Origin of the sequence: Halomonas sp. R57-5, assembly GCF_900070345.1 — a bacterium.
GTDB lineage: Bacteria > Pseudomonadota > Gammaproteobacteria > Pseudomonadales > Halomonadaceae > Vreelandella > Vreelandella ventosae_B.
This window is the reverse complement of the sequence record NZ_LN813019.1, coordinates 428,295-449,074: the sequence shown is the minus strand read 5'-3', so window position 1 is coordinate 449,074 and position 20,780 is coordinate 428,295. Positions and strand designations below refer to the sequence as shown.

Annotated in this window: 17 protein-coding genes; 14 read left to right on the top strand and 3 right to left on the bottom strand. The window is 50.5% G+C overall.

Going from position 1 to position 20,780, the window contains the following annotated elements:
* Window positions 1-51 precede the first annotated feature (51 nt).
* On the bottom strand, window positions 52-933 hold the full coding sequence (locus HALO_RS02050) for a polysaccharide deacetylase family protein (RefSeq protein WP_027957865.1): 882 nt from the start codon (window positions 931-933) through the stop codon (window positions 52-54).
* Window positions 934-1,362: 429 nt separating this feature from the next.
* Complete coding sequence (locus HALO_RS02045; RefSeq protein WP_197671970.1) at window positions 1,363-2,394, bottom strand: GntR family transcriptional regulator; 1,032 nt, start codon at window positions 2,392-2,394, stop codon at window positions 1,363-1,365.
* Between the two features lie 346 nt (window positions 2,395-2,740).
* Between HALO_RS02045 and HALO_RS02040 the strand changes: the two genes are divergently transcribed.
* The 5 genes from HALO_RS02040 to HALO_RS02020 are packed head-to-tail and all read left to right on the top strand — an operon-like array spanning window position 2,741 to window position 8,322.
* Entirely contained in the window at window positions 2,741-4,261 is a 1,521-nt protein-coding gene (locus tag HALO_RS02040; RefSeq protein WP_050712953.1) for an NCS1 family transporter, read from the top strand.
* Window positions 4,262-4,314: 53 nt separating this feature from the next.
* Entirely contained in the window at window positions 4,315-5,679 is a 1,365-nt protein-coding gene (locus tag HALO_RS02035) for an amidase family protein (protein ID WP_050712952.1), read from the top strand.
* Between the two features lie 39 nt (window positions 5,680-5,718).
* A complete protein-coding gene (locus HALO_RS02030; RefSeq protein WP_035581522.1) occupies window positions 5,719-6,021 on the top strand; it encodes a hypothetical protein in 303 nt (100 codons plus the stop codon).
* A 41-nt stretch (window positions 6,022-6,062) separates the two neighbouring features.
* The gene (locus tag HALO_RS02025; protein ID WP_050712951.1) at window positions 6,063-7,106 is read left to right on the top strand and encodes a CobW family GTP-binding protein; all 1,044 of its coding nucleotides are present in this window, start codon (window positions 6,063-6,065) and stop codon (window positions 7,104-7,106) included.
* Window positions 7,099-8,322 carry an ABC transporter substrate-binding protein gene (locus tag HALO_RS02020; RefSeq protein ID WP_092490803.1) on the top strand — a complete coding sequence of 408 codons (1,224 nt, stop codon included), beginning with the start codon at window positions 7,099-7,101 and terminating at the stop codon, window positions 8,320-8,322. The genes HALO_RS02025 and HALO_RS02020 overlap by 8 nt, the downstream gene beginning before the upstream one ends.
* Before the next feature lie 59 nt (window positions 8,323-8,381).
* On the opposite strand, the gene HALO_RS02015 is transcribed toward HALO_RS02020, so the two are convergent.
* Window positions 8,382-9,239, bottom strand: a complete 858-nt coding sequence (locus tag HALO_RS02015) for an ABC transporter substrate-binding protein (protein WP_050712950.1) — start codon at window positions 9,237-9,239, stop codon at window positions 8,382-8,384.
* A 247-nt stretch (window positions 9,240-9,486) separates the two neighbouring features.
* Here HALO_RS02015 and HALO_RS02010 point away from each other — a divergent pair, with 247 nt between their 5' ends.
* The 9 genes from HALO_RS02010 (at window position 9,487) to HALO_RS01965 (ending at window position 20,776) form a co-directional block, all read left to right on the top strand.
* Window positions 9,487-11,661: a TonB-dependent receptor gene (locus HALO_RS02010; RefSeq protein ID WP_050712949.1), complete on the top strand. Its 2,175-nt coding sequence runs from the start codon at window positions 9,487-9,489 to the stop codon at window positions 11,659-11,661.
* Between the two features lie 959 nt (window positions 11,662-12,620).
* Entirely contained in the window at window positions 12,621-13,244 is a 624-nt protein-coding gene (locus tag HALO_RS02000; RefSeq protein ID WP_035581531.1) for a HEPN domain-containing protein, read from the top strand.
* Window positions 13,245-13,337: 93 nt separating this feature from the next.
* Entirely contained in the window at window positions 13,338-14,186 is an 849-nt protein-coding gene (locus tag HALO_RS01995; protein ID WP_035581533.1) for a hypothetical protein, read from the top strand.
* Between the two features lie 115 nt (window positions 14,187-14,301).
* Entirely contained in the window at window positions 14,302-14,859 is a 558-nt protein-coding gene (locus HALO_RS01990) for a hypothetical protein (protein ID WP_035581535.1), read from the top strand.
* A gap of 1,038 nt (window positions 14,860-15,897) precedes the next feature.
* Window positions 15,898-16,512: a DUF2201 family putative metallopeptidase gene (locus HALO_RS01985; RefSeq protein ID WP_035581538.1), complete on the top strand. Its 615-nt coding sequence runs from the start codon at window positions 15,898-15,900 to the stop codon at window positions 16,510-16,512.
* 40 nt (window positions 16,513-16,552) lie between these two features.
* Window positions 16,553-17,587: a helix-turn-helix transcriptional regulator gene (locus HALO_RS01980; RefSeq protein ID WP_035581540.1), complete on the top strand. Its 1,035-nt coding sequence runs from the start codon at window positions 16,553-16,555 to the stop codon at window positions 17,585-17,587.
* A 40-nt stretch (window positions 17,588-17,627) separates the two neighbouring features.
* Window positions 17,628-17,795: a hypothetical protein gene (locus HALO_RS01975; protein ID WP_231896794.1), complete on the top strand. Its 168-nt coding sequence runs from the start codon at window positions 17,628-17,630 to the stop codon at window positions 17,793-17,795.
* A gap of 355 nt (window positions 17,796-18,150) precedes the next feature.
* Entirely contained in the window at window positions 18,151-20,148 is a 1,998-nt protein-coding gene (locus HALO_RS01970) for a dynamin family protein (RefSeq protein WP_157693150.1), read from the top strand.
* Window positions 20,138-20,776: a hypothetical protein gene (locus HALO_RS01965; RefSeq protein ID WP_035581543.1), complete on the top strand. Its 639-nt coding sequence runs from the start codon at window positions 20,138-20,140 to the stop codon at window positions 20,774-20,776. Before HALO_RS01970 ends, HALO_RS01965 begins: the two co-directional genes overlap by 11 nt.
* The last annotated feature ends 4 nt before the right edge of the window (window positions 20,777-20,780 follow it).

Sequence of the window (20,780 nt, the reverse complement as noted above, 5' to 3'; positions counted from 1 at the left end):
TTCACCCTCTTTTCAATTATCGTTTTGTATTATTAATAATGCTTATCGACTTCAACTACGCGGGCTGCGCTTAGCGAAGTCATCAGCGATCTCATCGAAGGTACAGAAGCGCACACCCTCATGGCTCTGCATATGCTCAATCAGACGCTCAAGCATCATCAGCACTTGAGGGCGGCCCGAAACATCAGGGTGAATGGTCATGGTAAACACCGCGTAGTCGTTCTCGCGGTAGACCCAATCAAACTGGTCTTGCCACATTTCACCCAAGTGGCGTGGGCTAACAAAACCATGACTGTTAGGCGACTTTTTGATGAACATCATCGGTGGGAGGTCATCGAGATACCAGTTGGCAGGAATCTCGATCAAATCGGTTTCCTCGCCGCGAACCAGCGGCTTCATCCATTCCTTTGCAGGCTTGGAGTAATCAATCTTTGTCCAGGAGTCGCCGACGCGAACGTAATAGGGGTGGAAATCATTGTGCATTAAGCTGTGGTCATACTTAATGCCACGCTCAAGTAAAAGCTCATTGGTGACCGGACTAAACTCCCACCACGGGGCCACATAGCCTGTCGGTCGCTTACCGGATAGCTTGGTGACCAGCTCAATGTTGTAGTCCAGCACGTCCCGCTCTTGCTCTCGCGTCATGGCGATCGGGTTTTCGTGACTATAGCCATGAACGCCAACCTCGTGACCAGCATCAACGACCGCTTTCATCTGCTCTGGAAAGGTCTCAATGCTGTGGCCGGGAATGAACCAGGTCGTCTTCAGGTTGTATCGCTCAAACAGTTTAAGCAGACGCGGCGCCCCCACTTCACCAGCAAACAAACCGCGGGAAATATCGTCGGGCGAATCCTCACCACCGTACGACCCCAGCCAGCCAGCGACGGCATCAACGTCAACACCAAATGCGCAGAGAATCTCTTTTTTAGCCATTTTGAACACCTCGTTATTAATACTTGGTCATGGTGTGCTTGCAGCAGGCGAATGATCACTGTCACCAAACGCCATAAATTGAAGATTGGACACAACAGTCATTTTTGTCAATGAAGTATTATCGACACCCAAAAATGCTCAATGCATCGTTTCAAACCGCACCAAAAAGGCAAAAAATCGCTAAAAAACCCGAAAATAAGGCTATAAGCTCGATAAATTCATGAACTTTGACAGCAAAAACCTAGACTGCATGGTGCAGCAAATTTTTGAAGGAGAGCTGAAAACTATGGAAACGCCCCAAAATTGGGCATTTTTTTGACTTTTAAATCCAGGTTACGTTTCAGAAGAGAGCCCAAAGCGCTAGAAACTGCCCTTATCGCAAGTAGCTAGCGCTTTAACAGGACAACAGGGGCGTTCAAAGAGAGCGGCTCAAGAAATTTTGAGCAGGTAAGGCGGGAGGTCTGGCTCTGGAAAAACTGACAATACCTTTAGCCGGCGCCGGGTACGCTCGGCAGCCGCCTGGAGATGGGCTTGTAAACTTGAAGCGGCAGCATCGAAAGCACCAAACAATAGATGATCAAGCACCAACTGATGCTCCCTCAAAAGGGGCTCGTTCGGGGGCACACCGACCGTTTGAAAAAACATACGGTTTACGATGACCGGCAGTTGGCTCTGAGCAATCATCTCGCAAGCCTTGCGGKTTCGGTAATGACGCAGGCATCGCTGATGCAAATCTTGCTCAAGGTGTGTGATCGATTCCGCACTCTGTAGTTCAGGATGGTCAATCAAGCGCTGAGTGTTTGCTTTCATGGCCTCTAGTTCAGCTTTATCCAGCAGAGGGCCTGAAGCCCTAAGAGCCGCCGGCTCAAGCAGAGCACGAATTTCGAAATCTTCAGCCACTGCCTGGGCAGTAAGGGGCCCCGCCAACCAGTGCGAGTAATTATCTTTTTCTACCAACCTTTGGTTACGAAGGCGTCCCAACACTTGCCTGGCGACGGTACGACTGACGCCATAATATTCACTCAGCGTCGTCTCAACGATGCGAAAGTGACCAAAGGCTAAGCAAGTAGCAACAGCCTCCTCCACCTCGGCATATATACGATCAGATATCGGACGGGCATCGATCTGGGACTTATAGTCAGGGGCTAGCCCCAACATCTCCGGTGTCAGCGTCTGACGCTCCGGCGTTACCGTTTCAGGCTCCGGCGTCGCCAAAAAGCCACGCCCCTCAAAGCGACTTATCACCCCCTCTTGATGCAATAGCTCAAGCGCCTTGCGTACTGGCCCACGACTGGTTCCATACATCCTCGCAAGCGGCCCCTCAAGCAGCACCAAGCTGGGCGGCAAACGCTGAGACAGAATGGCATCGCGTAACGATTCTTGAATCTTGGCATAGCGTGGAGCTTGCCCTTCTTGAACGCTGTTAGAACTATCGTCAATGGTCAGAACCACATCCTCCACAAACTTATCCTTCCCTAGTTATTACCAAGTCCTACTTAGCTACCACCATCAAGGCAAAGATACACGTAAATTGTTATATCTTAACACTTCCCACCCCGCCTTTTGAGCCGAGCAAAACCGGCAACAGCCTGCCAAACACCCTCAAACTGATACTCACCAAGATTTCGTGTAATTTTTTCCATGCAAAACAAAATATTAGATTATTTAACGCCAGTCTGCGCCGTAGAATTACAGCACGCCACTTGCCAGATAATGTTTTTTGTATCCATACTACATTTTATAACTTTAAAAATGAGCACGCCATTGTCACCAAAACTGACTACCAACAATTCAGGGGAACAATGCAATGGGACATACAAAACATATCAACGAATCAGCAACGTCGGCTGGATCAGACAATAGCCACAAGAACTTGCTGGAAGCCTCCATTTTGCCGGTCTGGCTGAACCAGCGAACGATTGGATTCTTTGGTTTTATATGGTTGTGGATTGGGATGGCCGTCATCATTGCCACCTTCCAACTCGGCGCGGGGGGTGTTGCTGGCCTACCACTGATTCAGGTCGTGGCTATCATCTTTTTTGCCAACCTTGTGCTTGGCATCGTCATGAGTCTTACCGCTGATATTGGTACAGAACACGGTCTCTCTTTTGCCGTCTACTTACGCGCCCCCTTTGGGCTCAAGGGCACGCATCTTCCTGCGGTCTCCAGGGGCGTGGTCGCTGCCATTTGGTTCGGTGTACAAACTTACCTCGGCGCCCTGGCCCTTAACGGCATTGTGGAGTACCTGTGGGGGTTTGATAATTGGGTATTGTGGTATGTGCTTTTCGCGGTAGTGCAGATCGTCAACACCGCTCTCGGCATTCGCGCAGTAGAATTACTGGCCTCTATCGCCGCCCCCTGCATCGTCGCCATCTCAGTCTGGATGTACTTCACGCTCAACGTGTTAGCTGAGACCAACGGCATCAATATCTGGACGTTTGTTGGCGATCAACAAGTAGTGCCTTTGGCGCTGTTCTTCGCCAACATGGCTTTTTGGTCAGCACTAGCGGTGGATATTCCCAACTTGACCCGCTTCCTACGCACGCCAGGAGGACAACGCAGCTTCTTCGCCCGCAATCGCAACGTCTTCGTCGCACAGTTTCTGGCCTTACCTGCGACCCAGGCCTGGGTTGCGTTGATTGGTGGCGTGTCCTTTATCGCGGCAGGTGACTGGAACCCCGTCACCGTCATTCAAGGCCAGGGCGGGGGCTTCACCATGGTGGCACTATTAGCCATGGTGATATTGGCTCAGTGGTCTACCAATAATGCCGCCAACCTGATTCCGGCCGCCCTTACCTTCGTCAATGCCGGTGCACCTCGTATTAGCTATCCTGTCGCCTTGGTCATCGCCGGTATCATCGGCACCGCTTCCATGCCTTGGCTGATTCTGAACAATTTGTTTACCTTCCTTAGCTACTATGGCGCGGTACTCTCCGCTGTCGGCGGCATCATGGTCGCGGATTACTATATTTTGCGGCACCGTCGCCTTAATGTGCCCGCCTTGTACGATCCCGCAGGCCAGTTCCGCTTTTTCAACGGCTTCAATCCAGCTGGCATTATCGCCTGGCTGGCTGGCGGGGCCATGGCACTCATATTCCYAGAGTACGCCTATGCCGTTGGTTTTATCACCGCGTTGGTGGTGTACGTGATACTGATGAAAACCTGGATCCTGCGTCGCTATCCTCAAGAAGAGCTAGAGAGCAATTTTGATGATCGTTTTCTGGCGACATCAGTAGGTCTTAATTGGGTCTACACCGAGCAGAAACGCTTCGAGCGCCTGACGACCGACGACATCCCGACCTCTGCGCTTAAGCGTGAAGATCGCTAAGTTGGCCTTCATCGTCGCTACAGCGCCAATCGACTAACTCGGGGGACTTTTTTATGGCCCATTATCCAAGTACTGCCCTTGCCATCGGCGAAGCCATCAAACATGGCAAGCTCGACCCGGTCATGCTGACGCGGCAATGCCTGGTGGCGGCTAAAGACAGTGACTCAGTTTTTATATCGCTCACTGCGGAGCGCGCCATGTTCGAGGCCGAAGCCGCTGCTCGGCGCCAAGCGCACGGCGCTTCGCTAGGGCCGCTCGATGGTGTCCCGATCGCCTGGAAGGATCTGTTCGATATAGCTGGGACAGTGACGACTGCTGGCAGCCGAGTGCTCGCCGAAAAGCCCTCTACGTACGATGCCACGGCGGTTCGCCATGCGACAGCGGCTGGCATGGTATGCCTGGGCAAGACCAATTTAACTGAACTGGCCTACTCAGGCCTGGGGCTGAACCCGAACTATGGCACGCCTCACCATACGCCGGGTACCGGAGAACCCAGGGTGCCCGGCGGCTCCAGCTCCGGCTCAGCAGTGGCCGTTGCCAAGGGTATCGTCCCTGCAGCAATCGGAACCGATACGGCAGGCTCGCTTCGTGTACCTGCCGCCTTTAATGGTCTGGCATCCTATCGCCCATCCCAGGCTCGCCATAGTCGGCAAGGCGTCACTCCCCTAGCCCATAGTCTGGACACCATTGGTGTCATCGCTAATTCCTTGGAAGACTGCCTGGCCATCGACGATGTCATGCGAGGAGAAGAGGTCACAGCGCGGGAGGGTGCTGACCCCGAGCGCACGGTCATCGTGCTGGATACCGCCTACCTGGACGATGAGCGTATCGAAGAAGCCGTGCGGCAAAACCTGGAACGCAGCGCCAAGCAGCTTATTAATGCTGGCTTTCACCTGGTCAGACGAAAGCTTGCCAGCGTGAGCGACACCCTGCACCTCATTCAACATCACGGCTGGCTGGGCGCAGCAGAAGCTTACACCGAGTACCGTGAGCTGTTGGAAAGTGACGCTGCAGAGGCTATGGATCCAAGGGTTCGGCAGCGATTATTGAGTGCGCAGAAGATGGCACCGGACAGCATAGTGACGCTTTATCGCCAGCGCAGGTCACTGCAAGCGCAGCTTCGCCGTGAACTCGCCGGGGCGACGCTACTCTCACCCACGGTTGCTCACACGGCACCCCTCCTTGCCCCTTTGGAAGATAACCCAGAGCGTTTCGCTGAAGTGAATCTCGCCACGTTGCGGCTAAGCATGGTGGCAAGCCTGCTGGACTCCCCCGCTATCGCACTGCCCAGCGGTGTGGACGAGAACCAGCAGCACACCAGCATCCAGCTAACGGCGCCTTGCGGAGAAGATGAGGCACTCATAAGAGTAGCGCTTGCCGCCAGCGATCACTTGGGCATCCCGGTTGCCACCCAATAGGCCCGTTGCCACTCTGAATCAACTGTTAAAGGAGCTGTTATGTGCGGATTATGCGGCGTATTCGGCGGTGAAAACCACTGGAGCACTCACATTGAAGACCCTGAACAGGCTCATTACGAGCGTCGCCGTGCCAGGGCCTATCGGGCAGAACTAATCAACCGCGTACTCAAGCCACATCGTCTAGTGCTCGAGGATTTTCAGGCGTCCAGCTTTGTGATTGCCAGCGCAACAGGCAAACGCGAGATTGTGCAGGATCTGGGCGGCATCTGGCGCCAAGCCGAGCTGATGACCGGGCGGGATATAGACCCGTTGGATGCAAATTTTCTGGCATCGTTAAGCTAATGCTTAGATGTTTCTAGCCTGCCCCAGAGAGGAGCCGATCAATGAACGACAAGACGCCACTGCTACCGGTTCACGTGATATCGGGCTTTCTGGGCAGTGGCAAAACCACCTTGCTCAAATCGGTACTCGCCAGTGAAGACTTCGGCGACAGCGCCGTGCTGATCAACGAATTTGGCGACGTGGGCCTAGATAACCGCCTGCTGGGTGAAATCGCCGAAGATGCCGTGCTGCTCTCCAGTGGCTGTGTCTGCTGCACCATTCGTGGCGAACTGTCTGATGCGTTAAGGCGCCTGATGTCACAGCGGCAGGAMGGCAAAATTCCGCCCTTCAAACGCATCATTCTGGAAACCACTGGCCTGGCCGACCCCGGCCCCATTGCCTCAACGATCACCGCTGATCCTGTACTGCGGCACCATCTGCGCCCAGGCACCAATCTCACTCTGGTCGATGCCCTCAACGCCACTGCCAGCCGCAAGCTCCAGCCGGTGTGGGAATCTCAGATTGCCGTCGCCGACAAACTCGTCATCAGTAAGGTCGACCTGGTCGATCAAACCCAGCTTGATGAGGTTCAAAGCCTGATTGACACCATCAACCCGGCAGCGCAGCAATTGGGGCAGGAAGCCTTAAACCAGGCCAGTGATGAGCTATTCGGCAGTGGGCCGCATATTGACCACTACAGCTACTCAGAGGTAAAAACATGGCTTGGGCCCTGGCGTAAGCCGCCAGCACCTGACGCGGTTTCTCACCTTGGAGATGTTCAGTCATTCCGCCTCTGCTTCGACGGCGAAGTGGACTGGACGTGCTTTGGCCTTTGGCTCTCGATGTTGCTCAACCGCCATGGCAGTCACATCATGCGCGTCAAAGGCGTGCTGCATGTCAAAGGGGATACCCGCCCGGTGATCATACATGGCGTTCAGCACACCATTCACCCGCCAGAGCACATAGACGCCTGGCCTAAAGACGACCGCATCTCGGAGCTGATTTTCATCACTCATGGCATCACCGCCAAGTGCGTGACAGACTCGCTGAATACCTTCATGAATGCCGTTAGCAACCACCCAAGCCCCAGGATATTCCATGCATGAAGCTGCATCCCCCAAACCGCTAGCCATGCCCTATGTGCAGCGAGGCCCCGTTACCCTAAGGGTGCTCGGCACCTCGGTGACGCTGCTTGAAAGCATTCGCAAGCGTGCTCGGGAAGACTTGGGCCTTCGCCTCACCTTTGAGGTGCTCGATGGCGTTGCCGCACAGCAAGCGGGGGTGCTAACTCCTGACAGCTTCGATATCTATGACCAGTGGTTTCACAACGTGGACTTCGTCTGGCCCGCTAATGCGATTCAACCCATTCAGGTGGATCGCATTAAACACTGGGACATGATCAATGACCTCCCCAAGACAGGTAGGCTGACACCCCACGCCCCCCTGGGGGCAGGCAGTAACCCGGTCAACCTCCTCTATGTTCAACCCGATGGCAGTTACGGTTCTCGCCCCAGTGGGCATATCACCATGCTTCCTGTTAGCCACAATGTGGACAGCTTCGGTTATCGCACCGACATGCTCCCCAAAGGGTTGGATATCAACAAAGAGAGCTGGAGCTGGTTGTTGGACAAGCGCTGGAAAGGCATGGTCAGCCTGCAAAATGACAGCGCCATCGGCGCAATAGACGCCGCACTGGCAGCCAAAGCAGCAGGGCTGGTCGAGTTCGAAGACCTGGGCAATCTCAGCGTGGCAGAGATCGACAGCCTTATTGATTGCCTTATCAATCTCAAGCGTCAGCAACACTTTCGCGCCTTCTGGAGCAACCAGGATCAAGCCTCTTCAGATATGGTACGCGGCCGGGTCGGCATCGAAAGCCTATGGTCGCCCGCTATGACGGATCTCAAAAAACGCAACATCCAGGTGCGCATGGCGGCGCCAACAGAGGGCTATCGCGCCTGGTATGGCGGCATGTCAATCTCGCGGCATGTGAAAGGMCGCACGCTAGATGCGGCTTATGACTACCTCAACTGGTGGATTTCTGGATGGCCCGGTGCCGTCATGGCCCGCCAAGGCTATTACATTTCCMCCCCAGAACTGACCCGCCCTCACCTTTCAGCTGCGGAGTGGGACTTTTGGTATGGCGGCAAACCCGCCGCCAAGAGCCTTCCGGGCCCTGATGGCAGCTCTGACATGATTCATCGAGGCGAAATCCGCGACGGCGGAGACTACCAGACAAGAATGAGCCGCATCGCGGTGTGGAATACCGTCATGGATGAGCATAACTATTTGGTAAGGCGCTGGAATGACTTTATGTCGGCTTAAGCCTTGTGCTTGATCTAGCAATTAGCCTGATCGAAAAATGGGATTAAGCGCGCAATCGCTTACTCAAGGGGGGTGCGCGACGTCAGTGCAGAAACCAGCTCCCGAGCAAAGCGTTGAGCGGAAGGCAGCGCGCCAAAACTCCATACCGGTGGTAAGCGCAATAGAGTGGCGTTTTTAACGCTGGGTAAATGTTGCCATAAACCACTTTTCGCCAGCGTGTCTTCGACCCCAGCGGGCACCGGTTCGACAACGACCAGAGTGGCCTCAGGATAGTCGTAGAGCGCTTCGATACCCACGAGTGAAAATCCCCAGGCGTTGGTGGGCCGATCCCAGGCATTGGTCAAATTGATTCGTTCAAGCACCGCATTATAGAGACTGTTGTCGCCAAAAATCCTGACATGACGGGCATCCATGAATTGCACCATCAGTAGCGGCGGTGCATCGGGGCGCTGTTGGCTAAGCGTGTCCATCAACGCATGCGTTTCGTTGATTAGCTGCGCTGCCTGCAGCCGGTGGCCGGTCAACTCACCTAGCTGCCGGGTGAGTGTTTGTATCTCTTGCCAGGTATGAGTGCCGGGTGAATAGGGGGAGAACGACGTGACGGGGGCAATTCTCTCCAGACGCTCTGTCAAACTGGCGAACATCGGCGAAGTGAACGTTTGCGTCGGTGGCGATTGCGCCATGAGTTCGAGGTTGGGCTGTGATCGCAGGCCAAGATCTGCAACGCCGTCGGGGATCCTTGGCTCCCCTACCCACTCATGGTAGCCATTTTGTTGAGCGGTACCACTCAGCGGCGCGTCAATGGCCAGTAGCGTTTCGGCAATGGTCCAGTTGATAGTGGCCCACTGCGCGKGGGCACTCGACAAGGGCAGCAAGCAAGCGGCCGTTAAACAGCAGCGAGCCAAGAAAGAGAGCATCGACCGGTGGCACATAGCAGCGAGAGCATCAGAAAAAAGGAATCACATTGAGACGTCAATGCGGATTTTTTGCAAGGCAGTACGGAAAAATGTCATCCGCATATGTTAATACATCTCATTTTGTTTATCATATAAAGCCATACCGGAAAGGTGATCATGGCACGACAGCCAAGCCTCCGCTTTCTTACATCGGTTTCATAAAAACGTGGCGGCTGGGCGCTGCTGTAAAAACGATAGGATCGACACTATGTCTCTTGGGAACACCTCCAACACAGCGGCTAAGCGCCGTAAAGCACGGCTTCTGCGCGCGCTGACGCTGATCGCGATGGGTATCACACCCGCGACCGCCTGGGCGCAAACGAGTGCTGACAATCAGTCTCTGGATACCGTCACCGTCACGGGCTCCGTACCGACCTATGGAGATACGCCACCTCCAGCCTTCGCCGGTGGCCAAATCGCGGCGGGTGGCCGAGTGGGCCTGATCGGTGAAAAGGACGCGATGGACGTGCCTTTCAACGTTATCAGTTATACCAGTGAGCTGATGGAGAACCAACAATCCCAGACACTGGGCGATACGCTTCAGAACGATGCCTCAGTATCGGTAGGGCTGGGCTTTGGCATCTATGGCGAAGCGTACAAAGTGCGCGGTTTTGACCTGAACGGTGACGACGTGGCTTATGGCGGCCTCTACGGTGTACTGCCACGACAAATCATCAATAGCGACCTTGCCGAGCGCGTCGAAGTCTTCAAAGGCGCCAGCGCCTTTACGTCGGGCATTCCCATCGGTGGGAGCGGCGGAATTKGTGGCACCATCAACATCGAGCCCAAGCATGCAGGGGATGACCCGATGCTCAATCTATCCAGTGGCTACCGCTCCGATGGCTACGGCGAAGTGGGCGTCGATGCTAGCCAGCGTTATGGTGATCAAAAGCAATGGGGAGCACGGGTAAGTGCCACGCGCGGCCGTGGTGACGCCGCCATTGATGACGAAAACCAGCGCGATACCTCCGTTGTCGTTGGGCTCGACTACCGTGGCGATAAAGGCCGGATATTGTTCGATGTCGGTCATCAAAAGTTCACCCTGGATGGCGGCCGTTCAAGTGTCAGAACCGGCGCGGCCACTCGGGTGCCCACTGCGCCGGACTCCTCTTTGAACTACACCCCCTCTTTCGGTGGAACCGAACTAGAAACCGATTTCGGCATGGTCAGGGGCGAATATGACCTCACCAACACTTGGACCGCTTTCGCAGCCTTTGGGGGTAACCGCACGCAGGAAGGCATCGTGTCGGCGACTCCGAGCCTTACCGATGACGCGGGTAATGCCAGTGTCAACGACTTCGAGACCAACAACCATATCGACAACGTCGCCAGCCAGGCGGGGCTTCGTGGGTATGTGTTAACCGGCCCGGTTAGTCATGACATCACCGTTGGCTACTCTAGCGCCTATCGCAAGTTCGACACGGACTGGAATTTCCTCGCGGCAGGCACGACCAACATCTACGATCCTGTCGATTTATCTCGCCCGGATGGCACGCCTTTCGTGGGGGGCAGCGTGACGCGCACACGCTCCCAAGGGGTCACGCTGAGCGATACGCTTGGATTCATCGATGACCGACTGTTGCTGACGCTGGGCGCACGCTACCAGGAACTCGAGATCGACGAACGTCCTAACGACGGCAGCAGCAATCGCTATGCCGATCGTCGGGTAACCCCCGCCGTCGGCGCAGTGTTCAAGACCACGGATAATATCTCGCTCTACGCCAACTACGTCGAAGCTTTGCGGGATAGCGGCACGGTCACCGATACCACAGCGCTGAACTTTGGGCAGCACTTGGGCATTGCCCATGCCGAGCAGCAAGAGGTGGGCGCTAAGTTCGACTACGGCAACTTAGGCGGTGGCATTAGCCTGTTCCAGATCGAGCTACCCTCTGCAGCGGTCGTCGATGGCGTCGGCAACCTGGATAACGAGCAGCGTAATCGCGGCCTGGAGCTAAGCCTTTACGGTGAGCCGACGACAGGAGTGCGCCTGTTTAGCAGCGCGACCTGGATAGATGCCGAACTCACCAAAGCACAGGATGGCAACGAAGGAAATGACGCCACGGGCGTTCCTGAGTATCGTTTTGTGCTTGGTGGCGAATGGGACACGACCTTCATCGAGCGTCTCACTGCCACTGGTCGCGTCCTGCACACGGGCTCGCAGTACGCCGATGTAGCCAACGACTTGAAGCTGGATTCCTGGACACGCCTCGATCTTGGCCTGCGCTACACCACACCGGTCGGTGGCGCTGATTGGATCTGGCGCGCAGGCATCGACAACGTTACCGACGAAAATTACTGGTCAGGCGCCTCGACGTCCTTTGCGAATTATTTGATTCAAGGCGAACCGCGCACCTTCAAGCTTTCGGCGACCGTCGAGTTTTAAGTAACGCACCCTCTTTACCGTTACCATGAGGGCGCTTCCTATGAAGCSCCCTCACTGTTTGCGGCACGCTTACCTTAGACTTGCTTAATTTGATGTATTACCGATTAGACGCCCGCTAGATGCGGCTTATGACTACATCCACTGGTGGATTTCTGGATGGCCCGGATTCGTCATGGCCCGCCAAGGCTATTACATTTCCACCCCAGAACTGACCCGCCCTCACCTATCCACTGCAGAGKGGGACTTTTGGTATAGCTGAAAACCTGCCGCTAAGAGCCTTCCGGGCCCTGATGGCACCGCTGATATGATTCATCGAGGCGAAATCCGCGACGGCGGAGACTACCAGACAAGAATGAGCCGCATCGCGGTGTGGAATACTGTTATGGATGAGCATAACTATTTGGTAAGGAGCTGGAACGACTTTATGTCGGCTTAAGAATTGTGCTTGATCTCGCATTTAGCCTCCTCTCGCCCTCAGCCCTCATACTGGCAGCTAACAGTGTGATGACCATAAGTACATGACCTCACCTCTTGGCTTTCAAGAGCTTACGCGGGGTTAGTGTTTGCTCCCCAGCTCCCATCTAATCAAGACTGCGTCGCGCCAACGCTAGAAAAATTTATGCCCCAATCAGCAGGCCACGAAAGAGCGTTGAAAAGAAAAGCTTACGAGACTCAGCCTACTTCGGCAGCTTGTGCTAGGTTAGTTTCAGTAAGAATTGGGCCGTGCCCGAAAGCTAAAAGGCAGCGTATAGCTATGCAGCCAAGACTGAAAACGACCGTGCTTGGAAATACAGCAAGCGCGGGTATTTTGGCTAAACGGCCTAATGGAAAATAATAGCCCGATGGATTATGGGCTTGGGAGAATCTGGTGGGCTGCATTTGCCGGAAAAAGTGCCATCGTGTTCATTCAATAATAGAATGGTCAGCCTAATACGCTGCTATAAGTCTAAGGAGGGTTCGTGCCATCGAACGCGCATAGCAAATTCATAAAAACTATTAAGCGGTGCGAGTCCTTAGTTGATGCCTACAAGCAATTGCAGGCTATAGACCAAGCGAACGGTGTTGCGATTCCTACACCTAAAGATATCGTACGAGGGGCAGTTGTGCTCTCTGTGGCTGCACTAGATACTTATGTTACTGATGCTTTTTCGGAAAAGCTTGTTCCTTATCTTCAAAGGTATAAGCCTGACGACGAATTAATTGATCTTTTGTATAAGTCTGGCCTGGACACCAAGGAAGCACTTGTTCTTCTAAGTATGGAGCGTCCATATCGAAGAATTAGAACGCTTATAGAGAATTACTACGGATCATACACGACCCAAAAGTTTGATGTTATTGATCAAATATTTAAGCCCTACCGTCTCGCGAACATCACTGAGAACGCGGCGCGGAAAAGCCTGAAACCATCGATCAAGAAATCAGTCGGCAAGCTAGTTGAACGCAGACACCAAATTGCCCATGCTGGAGACTATAATCGGCACGGACGTATTATTGATATTGATGAAGATCAAATCGCCAAGCGAATAGAGCATCTCGAATTGCTAGTCACTAATATGGACGAGATATTATGCAACAGGGTGTAACGACTTATAACAATCGCAAGCAATTCGGCCCTACGGGCCCGGACGTTATGAGTAAGCTAATTTTCGCAGCGTCTTCAGCATATTAGAGATTATATGGATCCCATTGAAAGGAATGATAAACAAAGATTCGACCATGAGGGCATAAGTGATCATATATCTTACATTGAAGATTTATACTCTAAATCTGAGATCCAGATTCATGGTGGACATCAACTATTTTCTTTGTTGAGTAGCGCAAGGGACGTCGCCTCTGAGTGGGCGAGAGGCAACGTCGAAGAAACTAATATGAATAAATTCTTCTGCACGCTGCATGTTGAGCGTATTTATAGCGCAGTAAGGTTGCTGGAGTCTGAGAACAACAAGGACAAGTATTTGAGGGATCTACTGAACGGTTCCCTGAACTTCTTCGATAGAAGTATCTCGCATGCAAAAAGCATTCTGTGGGAGCTTGAGGCCTTTGCGAAGATTAAGAAAGTGATTCCAGATACAGCCCTAGATGAGCCAGACGTTGTTGTGAAGCTGAATCAACTTAATATCGGTCTTTCTTGCAAAAAAATATTTTCAGAAAAAGGTGTTCCGAAAGTGTTATCCAATGCGGTGTCTCAGATTGAGAAAAGGCACGAGTTTGGCATTGTTGCAATGAATATTGACGACATGATCCCTGATAGTGTGTTACTAAAAGCCTCGACCTTCGACGAGGCAGGCGATAAGTTACATGCTCGCAACTTGGACTTTTTGGCCAGGCATGAGCGCCATTTCAATAAGTACTTTATGTCTAGCAGAATAGTTGGCGTTCTAGTTTCAACATCAATGATTACCGATATTCTCGAAGAATCGCCTAAATTCAACAACTTTAGCCAATGGGCTATTTGGACAGTTCCAGATCTTAAACCAGAGCATGCAGAGGCAGTTAACGAGTTCCGTCATAGGATAATAGGATAGTCCAATGAGTGCCACTCATAACAAGTCGCTTAAGTTCTTACCGGCCTACTGCCTTCACAGCACGCCCCTGACGGGCCGTTGTTTAACTCAGCTTTATGACTTTCGAGGAAACTAAATGGAAATTTTAGGAGTCATTCTCTCGAGCGCGATTGTTGCAACTGTGCTTTCGTCTCTAGTGACGATTTATATTTCCCGTTTAGGATACAAAGACAAATACTTTGAAAAGCTCATTGATAAGCGTCTACTTGCTCATGAAGAGCTTTATGCTGTGGTGAATTCGTTAAAAACTGCGATTCAAGATACGGAGTCCGTAGACAGGCGAACGTACCACCAAGTTTTCTCTATGGACTATGATGATTTTAGTCGATTCACTGCACATTCATCTAGCCAAAATAACTCGTTCTGGATCTCTGACGAGACAAAAAAAGCGGCTACCGATCTCAACAGAGAGTTTTTTCGTTGTCATTTATTATTTCAGGAAACCGGAGATCTAGTTGAGGTAGGGCGGCAGGAGTACAGAGAAGTTGCGCGCATTCGCGATCAACTTGAAAAATGCCTATTGGCAGAGCTTCCCAGTCTACACAAAATTGATGTGTTTCTAAGTAATAAAACGATAGAGACACAGGTTGCCAAAGTTGACCTTAAGAAGAGACCTTCAGATGCAGAGTCATAACAATCCCAGCCAGAGCGGCAGGCAACACGCCGCTTCGATTTGTGTTGTCTGCGCCTTCTGGTGGCGTTATATCAGAAATACCTAAAATACCGTTTCTGGCCGATAGCAGCCCAAAAAAGGGGCCCACGATTTCTCGCAGGCCCCTTTTCTGATGTTTGGCGCGCCCGGCAGGATTTGAACCTGCGACCCTCGGCTTCGGAGGCTAATTTCAAGCCATGTTGATGAATTTAGCCGACAGGACAACCTATCAATAAACATCAATATAATCTTTTAAAATCAATATTTTAAAATAAAATAAGGCTCTAATAGCTTTTTCACTTTCACCGACAGACGTCCAACTCCACCTTCAAGACGGTCACATAGCGTGATTTTAAGATGTTCGGTTTTAGGACAGTTTTGATCTTTGGCGGTAGTGCCTTACCGGTGCTTCTTAACACATCATGATGATCACTTCGGAAAGCGCCCCCTCTCCCCCGAACGCCATATCGCCATATCGCCATATCGCCATATCGCCAACGATGCTGTTACGGCATCACACCGGTCTTTACGTGATACTGCATTTGTCTTAGCGAATTACGGCGGCGGATGCAGGCCGGGCTTGCTGTTGCTGATTGAAGACACGTTAACGCCTAGCCATTTTGGCTTTGGAAGTACTTGACTGAAAGAGATACTGAGCGATACACAGCGACTGGCCACCGCGTATATGAAGGCGTTATATCGCGTGACATCTACGGCAGGACTGCAAACACTGAATGACCGGCGGGTAGCATTTTTAATACACGCTAGGGTGCTGAGCATATGGCCCGAGATGCTGCTTTACTTCAGAAGCACCATGGGCCTATCCATAACCATCACTGCCAAACCTTTGTGCCATTGAGGCCATCACACCGTGGAAAGTATTGCTGCTAGAAGGAGTGGCTGGCTGAGCAGGATAACACTATGCATCGCATCATTTTGATCCATTGTTATTTCATGCGGCATTAGTTGTCGCAGCACTCCCGTAGCGTACTACCTTCATCACTCAGGGAAGGTAGGTATATGCAAATGTGCTCATTAATCGCTTCGGTGACCACCCAGCAAGAGCTCTCCAAGTGGCAAGCGGATCGCGACGCCTGGGCTAACACGCTCCCTATCATGAATTTTTTAAGCCAGCTTTTAACCCTAACGCCGGTCGTGGCGCCGTCGTTTGATTCTGCGAGCACCGATGGGCGGCATCTCTATTTCAGCCCGCACTACAGTGCTCGTCTATCCGATGAATCACGCCGTTTTTTACATGCACATTTAATCTGGCATTGCGTAGCGGGCCACTTAACGGCACCGCTGGTCGCTAACCATCATCGCTGGCACCTCGCCTGTGATCATGAAGTGAACGCACTGTTGCTTGAGCTGGGAATTACACTCCCCTTTGATGCGCTGCTGTTTCCCGTCTGCGTTGGGCGAAGCGCGCTGGAGGTATATCGGTGGCTTGAAGGACACCCCAATACATCTTTAGAGAAAACGGTCGACATACATCCCGCCGCGCTCTGGGCGCACATACCTAATGCGGCACCTGAACAGAGCACCGTGTCGCTATGGCGTCACCGTGCCCATTTAGTCTCACGGGAAGCCGATGCGCTGCCCGAGAGAGTCGCTAAGTTTTGTGAGGCACGGTAAACTCTTCGTTTTCATCATTACTATCAGGGGTGGCGTCACTATGTCCGATGCGCGCGATACGCTTTTCCGCTATTTGACGCTACTGCAGCTCATTCCGCGCTCCCCTGGGCGCATCTCCACCCCCGTGCTGAAAGAGAAACTCGCTGATCGTGGTTTTCATATCGATACGCGGTCATTACAGCGCGATTTAGGTCAAAAACTCTCGACACAATTTCCGATTGGCTGCGACGACAGCCAAAAACCTTACCGCTGGTATTTTGATCGCGATTTCCAATGTCATTTACCCGCACTGGATGTTCCGAGTGCGTTAACGCTTGTTCTTGCTGAAGAGTACCTTAAAGGGCTTCTCCCCCCCGTAGTGGTAGGTCAGCTATCGGCCCATTTTAATGATGCTCGGCAGCTGCTCGATGGGCTGACGTCTAACGGTCTTAGCAAGTGGGCCCGCTGCGTCCGCGCTATTCCTAATGGCAAAGCGTTAATACCCGCAGAGCTAAATGAGGAGACATGGCAGACGGTGGCGGAGGCACTACTAGAACAAAAGGCAATTGATGTTACGTATTTGTCACGTACGTCTGGAACAAAAAAGCCCCTAACACTTCATCCCCAAGGGATTGTCAGCCGACATAGCGCTACTTATCTACTCGCTCATGTCGATGGGTTTGAGGATTTACGCCAGTTTGCACTTCACCGTATAAAACACGCGACGTTCAGTCAGCGCACCTGGCAAGCCCGTGACGATTTCGATATTGATCACTATATCCAAAGCGGTGCGTTTGGCTATCGCCAAGGCCCCGAAGATGTGGTGTTAGAGGCTGAAATCGCACGTCCGGTCGCTTGGCTACTGCAAGAAACACCGTTGTCTGACCAGCAAACGATAGAGGCCCTGCCTGACAGCGGGTGGTATCGCCTGACCGCCCTAGTGCCCGATGATCAGCAAACTCTATGGTGGCTAATGGGTATGAGCACCAATGTTAAAGTGCTCGCGCCCAGTACGTGGCGTGAAACCCTTAAGGCAAATGCAGCCCAGGTACTCGCGAATTACCAGAACACTCCGGGCACCAGCGATACGAACTAAAAACTGGCTACCGATAGACACTCACGTTAAGGAAATCGCCATGCTCTACTTTGCTTTTGGATCTGATATGTCGACGCAGCGCTTAGCCGCGCGGATTCCGGCACGCTTTGTGACCACCGCCTTGTTACATGCGTTTTGGTTAGCGCTTCATCAGAGTAGCGGGGGCGGCTTGGGCAAGTGCGATATCGTGCCTGCATGGTCACACTGAACTGTCAGTGCGGGGGAAGAATGAACAAATGATGAACGTTTAATCACGTTTTATTGGGGCAAACCATGCTCATAAAGTGCGTCGACTTGAAGATATCTGGGCACTCTCACATTTCTGGTTAGAGCTACTACATGAAGCAGGTCATTAATCCAGCTGAGCCTCGATTTAAAGGGCAACGCTGGCCTTCAAGGAGTTATTAAAGAGCTTTAATATAATATTTATATAATATACGTTTGAAAAATAAATTCTCAAAAATCAAAAGAGGGCATAAAAAATGATAACTGACTACAAGTCACGGAAGAACGAGGTATTGAACTCGTATGAAAAGCTCGAGCAGTTGTTAGAGGATATTAGCGTGAATGCTGAACGGGCAGGAATGCCAAATCCCTTAGAGCGCTTGGGATCACTGCTGCTTGATATCCGTAATAAGGCAGAAAAAGTGCGTGATGACCGCTTCAATCTTATGATTGCCGGGGAGTCAAAGAGTGGTAAATCAACTTTTATCAATGCATACCTTGGTATTGAACTCTTGCCAACGGATGTTAAACAATGCACGAGTGCCATAATAGAAATAAAAAATGGAGAAGAGTTTTATGTTCGAGCAACCTATGCGAACGGGCGTAAAGAAGAAATCAAAGAGAATTCTTCGGCAAAACAATTTCTAAAAGACAATGCCGCTTTAGATGATAAATATCGGGACATTCCAGTACCTACAATAAACAGCGAAATTCTCGTTAAATCCGGATTAAGAGCGCACGCAAAGGGTGCAAATATTAGCGTCTCTAAACGAGAGGTGGAGGATCTGCTGAACGCACCTGAGGTTCAAGAGGCTAATATTCATAATATACCAACTGACGAATATAAAAAGAAAATATGGGATTACATTCAAGAAAAGAAGAATAATTGGCAAAATATTGTGACCAAGATCGAAGTAATGTTTCCTTTTGGCGATGAAATGCGTGGAATTGAAATTATTGACAGTCCAGGGGTGTGTGCTCATGGAGGAGTTGCCGAGATCACATCAAAGTATATCGAAAGTGCCGATGCTATTATTTTCTTGAAGCCTGTGTCAGGCCAGGCTTTAGAGTCCACTCAGTTTAACCAATTCATGCGTAATACGAGCGTAGCTCGCAATAAGAATGCGCTTTTTCTTGTCCTGACACGCGCTACAAATGTGACACCCAACGATTTGCGTCGTTTAGAATCAGAAGCACACAAACAATTCAACAGTTTAGATCATAGAAATATTATTCTGGTTGACAGTAAAGCAGAGCTTTACGCCAAAAAGTTCTCTGCAATTGATGATATCGAAGCCGAACTACGTCGATTAAATGAGACTGAAACACTAGATGATTTTGTTGTAAAAGCTTATACCGAAACAAATGGTATTTTTGGTAAGGGTGATTTAATAACAAAACTCCAAGAAATGTCTAGATTTGAGCAAATCTACAATTCCCTAGAAGTTTTTGGAAGAAAAGCACATTATATTCTACTTGGTTCATTACTTGATTCAATTTGCAAAATTTATACGAAGCTTTGGAATGATTTAAATTTACAAGTGGATATGTTTCGTCAAAAAGGTGAAGATCCTAATGAATTGGCAAAAAAGATTGCAAACATTAAAGGAGAACTGGATGTTATCAACAATAAAATGTACAAAGGCGTCGATGCGGKGGTGCGTCGATTTCGAGGCGACGAAGGAGTAATTTACAAAACTGCCAATCAAGCCGTATTAGATTTTAAGACTCAAGTGTCTTCAATTAGTGAGGATTCGAGCGAATCATTTAGTGAATTGGAACGTAAAGCAATCGAAAAGATAGATGAATTTAAGCAATTAACGAAGTCACTTCAAGAAGATGTAGTTTCTGAATTCGACAAAGAATTAATTTCTCTTAGCGATAATAGCACCATTCCTTTTGAGTTATTGATGCCAGATTTTACAGAAAAAACTTTTGACGAAATTCGCGAGTCAACCAAATCAAAAGCTGAAGAAACAAAGTCATATGAAGATGGCGTGACGTTTAAAAAAACTAAATATTATTCGGAATATTCAAAGAAAAGACACTATACTATCATTAAGGAAAACATTATATCTCGCCTCGATGAGATCAGGAATGCCTTAATCGACAACTTAGGCGAGTTTACAGAAAACATCAGGTCACGATATATTCAAGAGCTTTCGGAAAATGCTGATAACAAGAAAAAAGAGTTGGATATCATTATGGAAGCAAAGATTACAGCCGAACAAAATAAAAAAATAATCAAAGAGCTAACGATCTTAATTAAATGTATTTCATCTGCGAATTCAGATGCGGCAAAAATACAGGGAGGCATTGCAAAAAATGCACAATAAAAAAATCAAAACCAAAGTCGATAAAATGTTTAACGATCTTAGAACAGAAGTGACGAAAATCCTTGATGAGACAAATTCATTTAACGATTCGGTGCATAGGATTAGCCAGCGCGTTAGTTCAGAAATGGTTTCACGTAGTAAAAATATATTGAGCGATATGCTTTTCGAGTTGGATGATGCGCTTTTTGAAACCCCGTTTTTTGCTACTCACATAACTCGGCAAAATGAGTTTTTAGCACTAAATTTACGTCAAGAAATTCTCAATAAATACCAGTTTACATTAAACACTACCGTCGACTATCAGGAAGCACCTCGTATTATGCAAGCTGCCAAAGTTGGCGGTGGAGTTCTCGCTATTGGGGGCATTAGCACAATAGGGGCTGTACTAGCGACAGGACTTTCGGTTTCAAACCTTGTGCCAGTGCCCGTCGGTTTACTTTTTGCGGCGGCATTTGGAGCAGCGATGACGAATTATCTTATCGTTGAGCCAAATCGAAACAAAAAAAATTTATATTTAGCTATAGAAAAATATCTCAGCGAAGCACAACAACAAATCCACAATTGGTTTAATGAAGTTGAAAATTATTTCGACAGGCGCGCCGGTGAAATCAAACAGCATATGAGTTGATAGA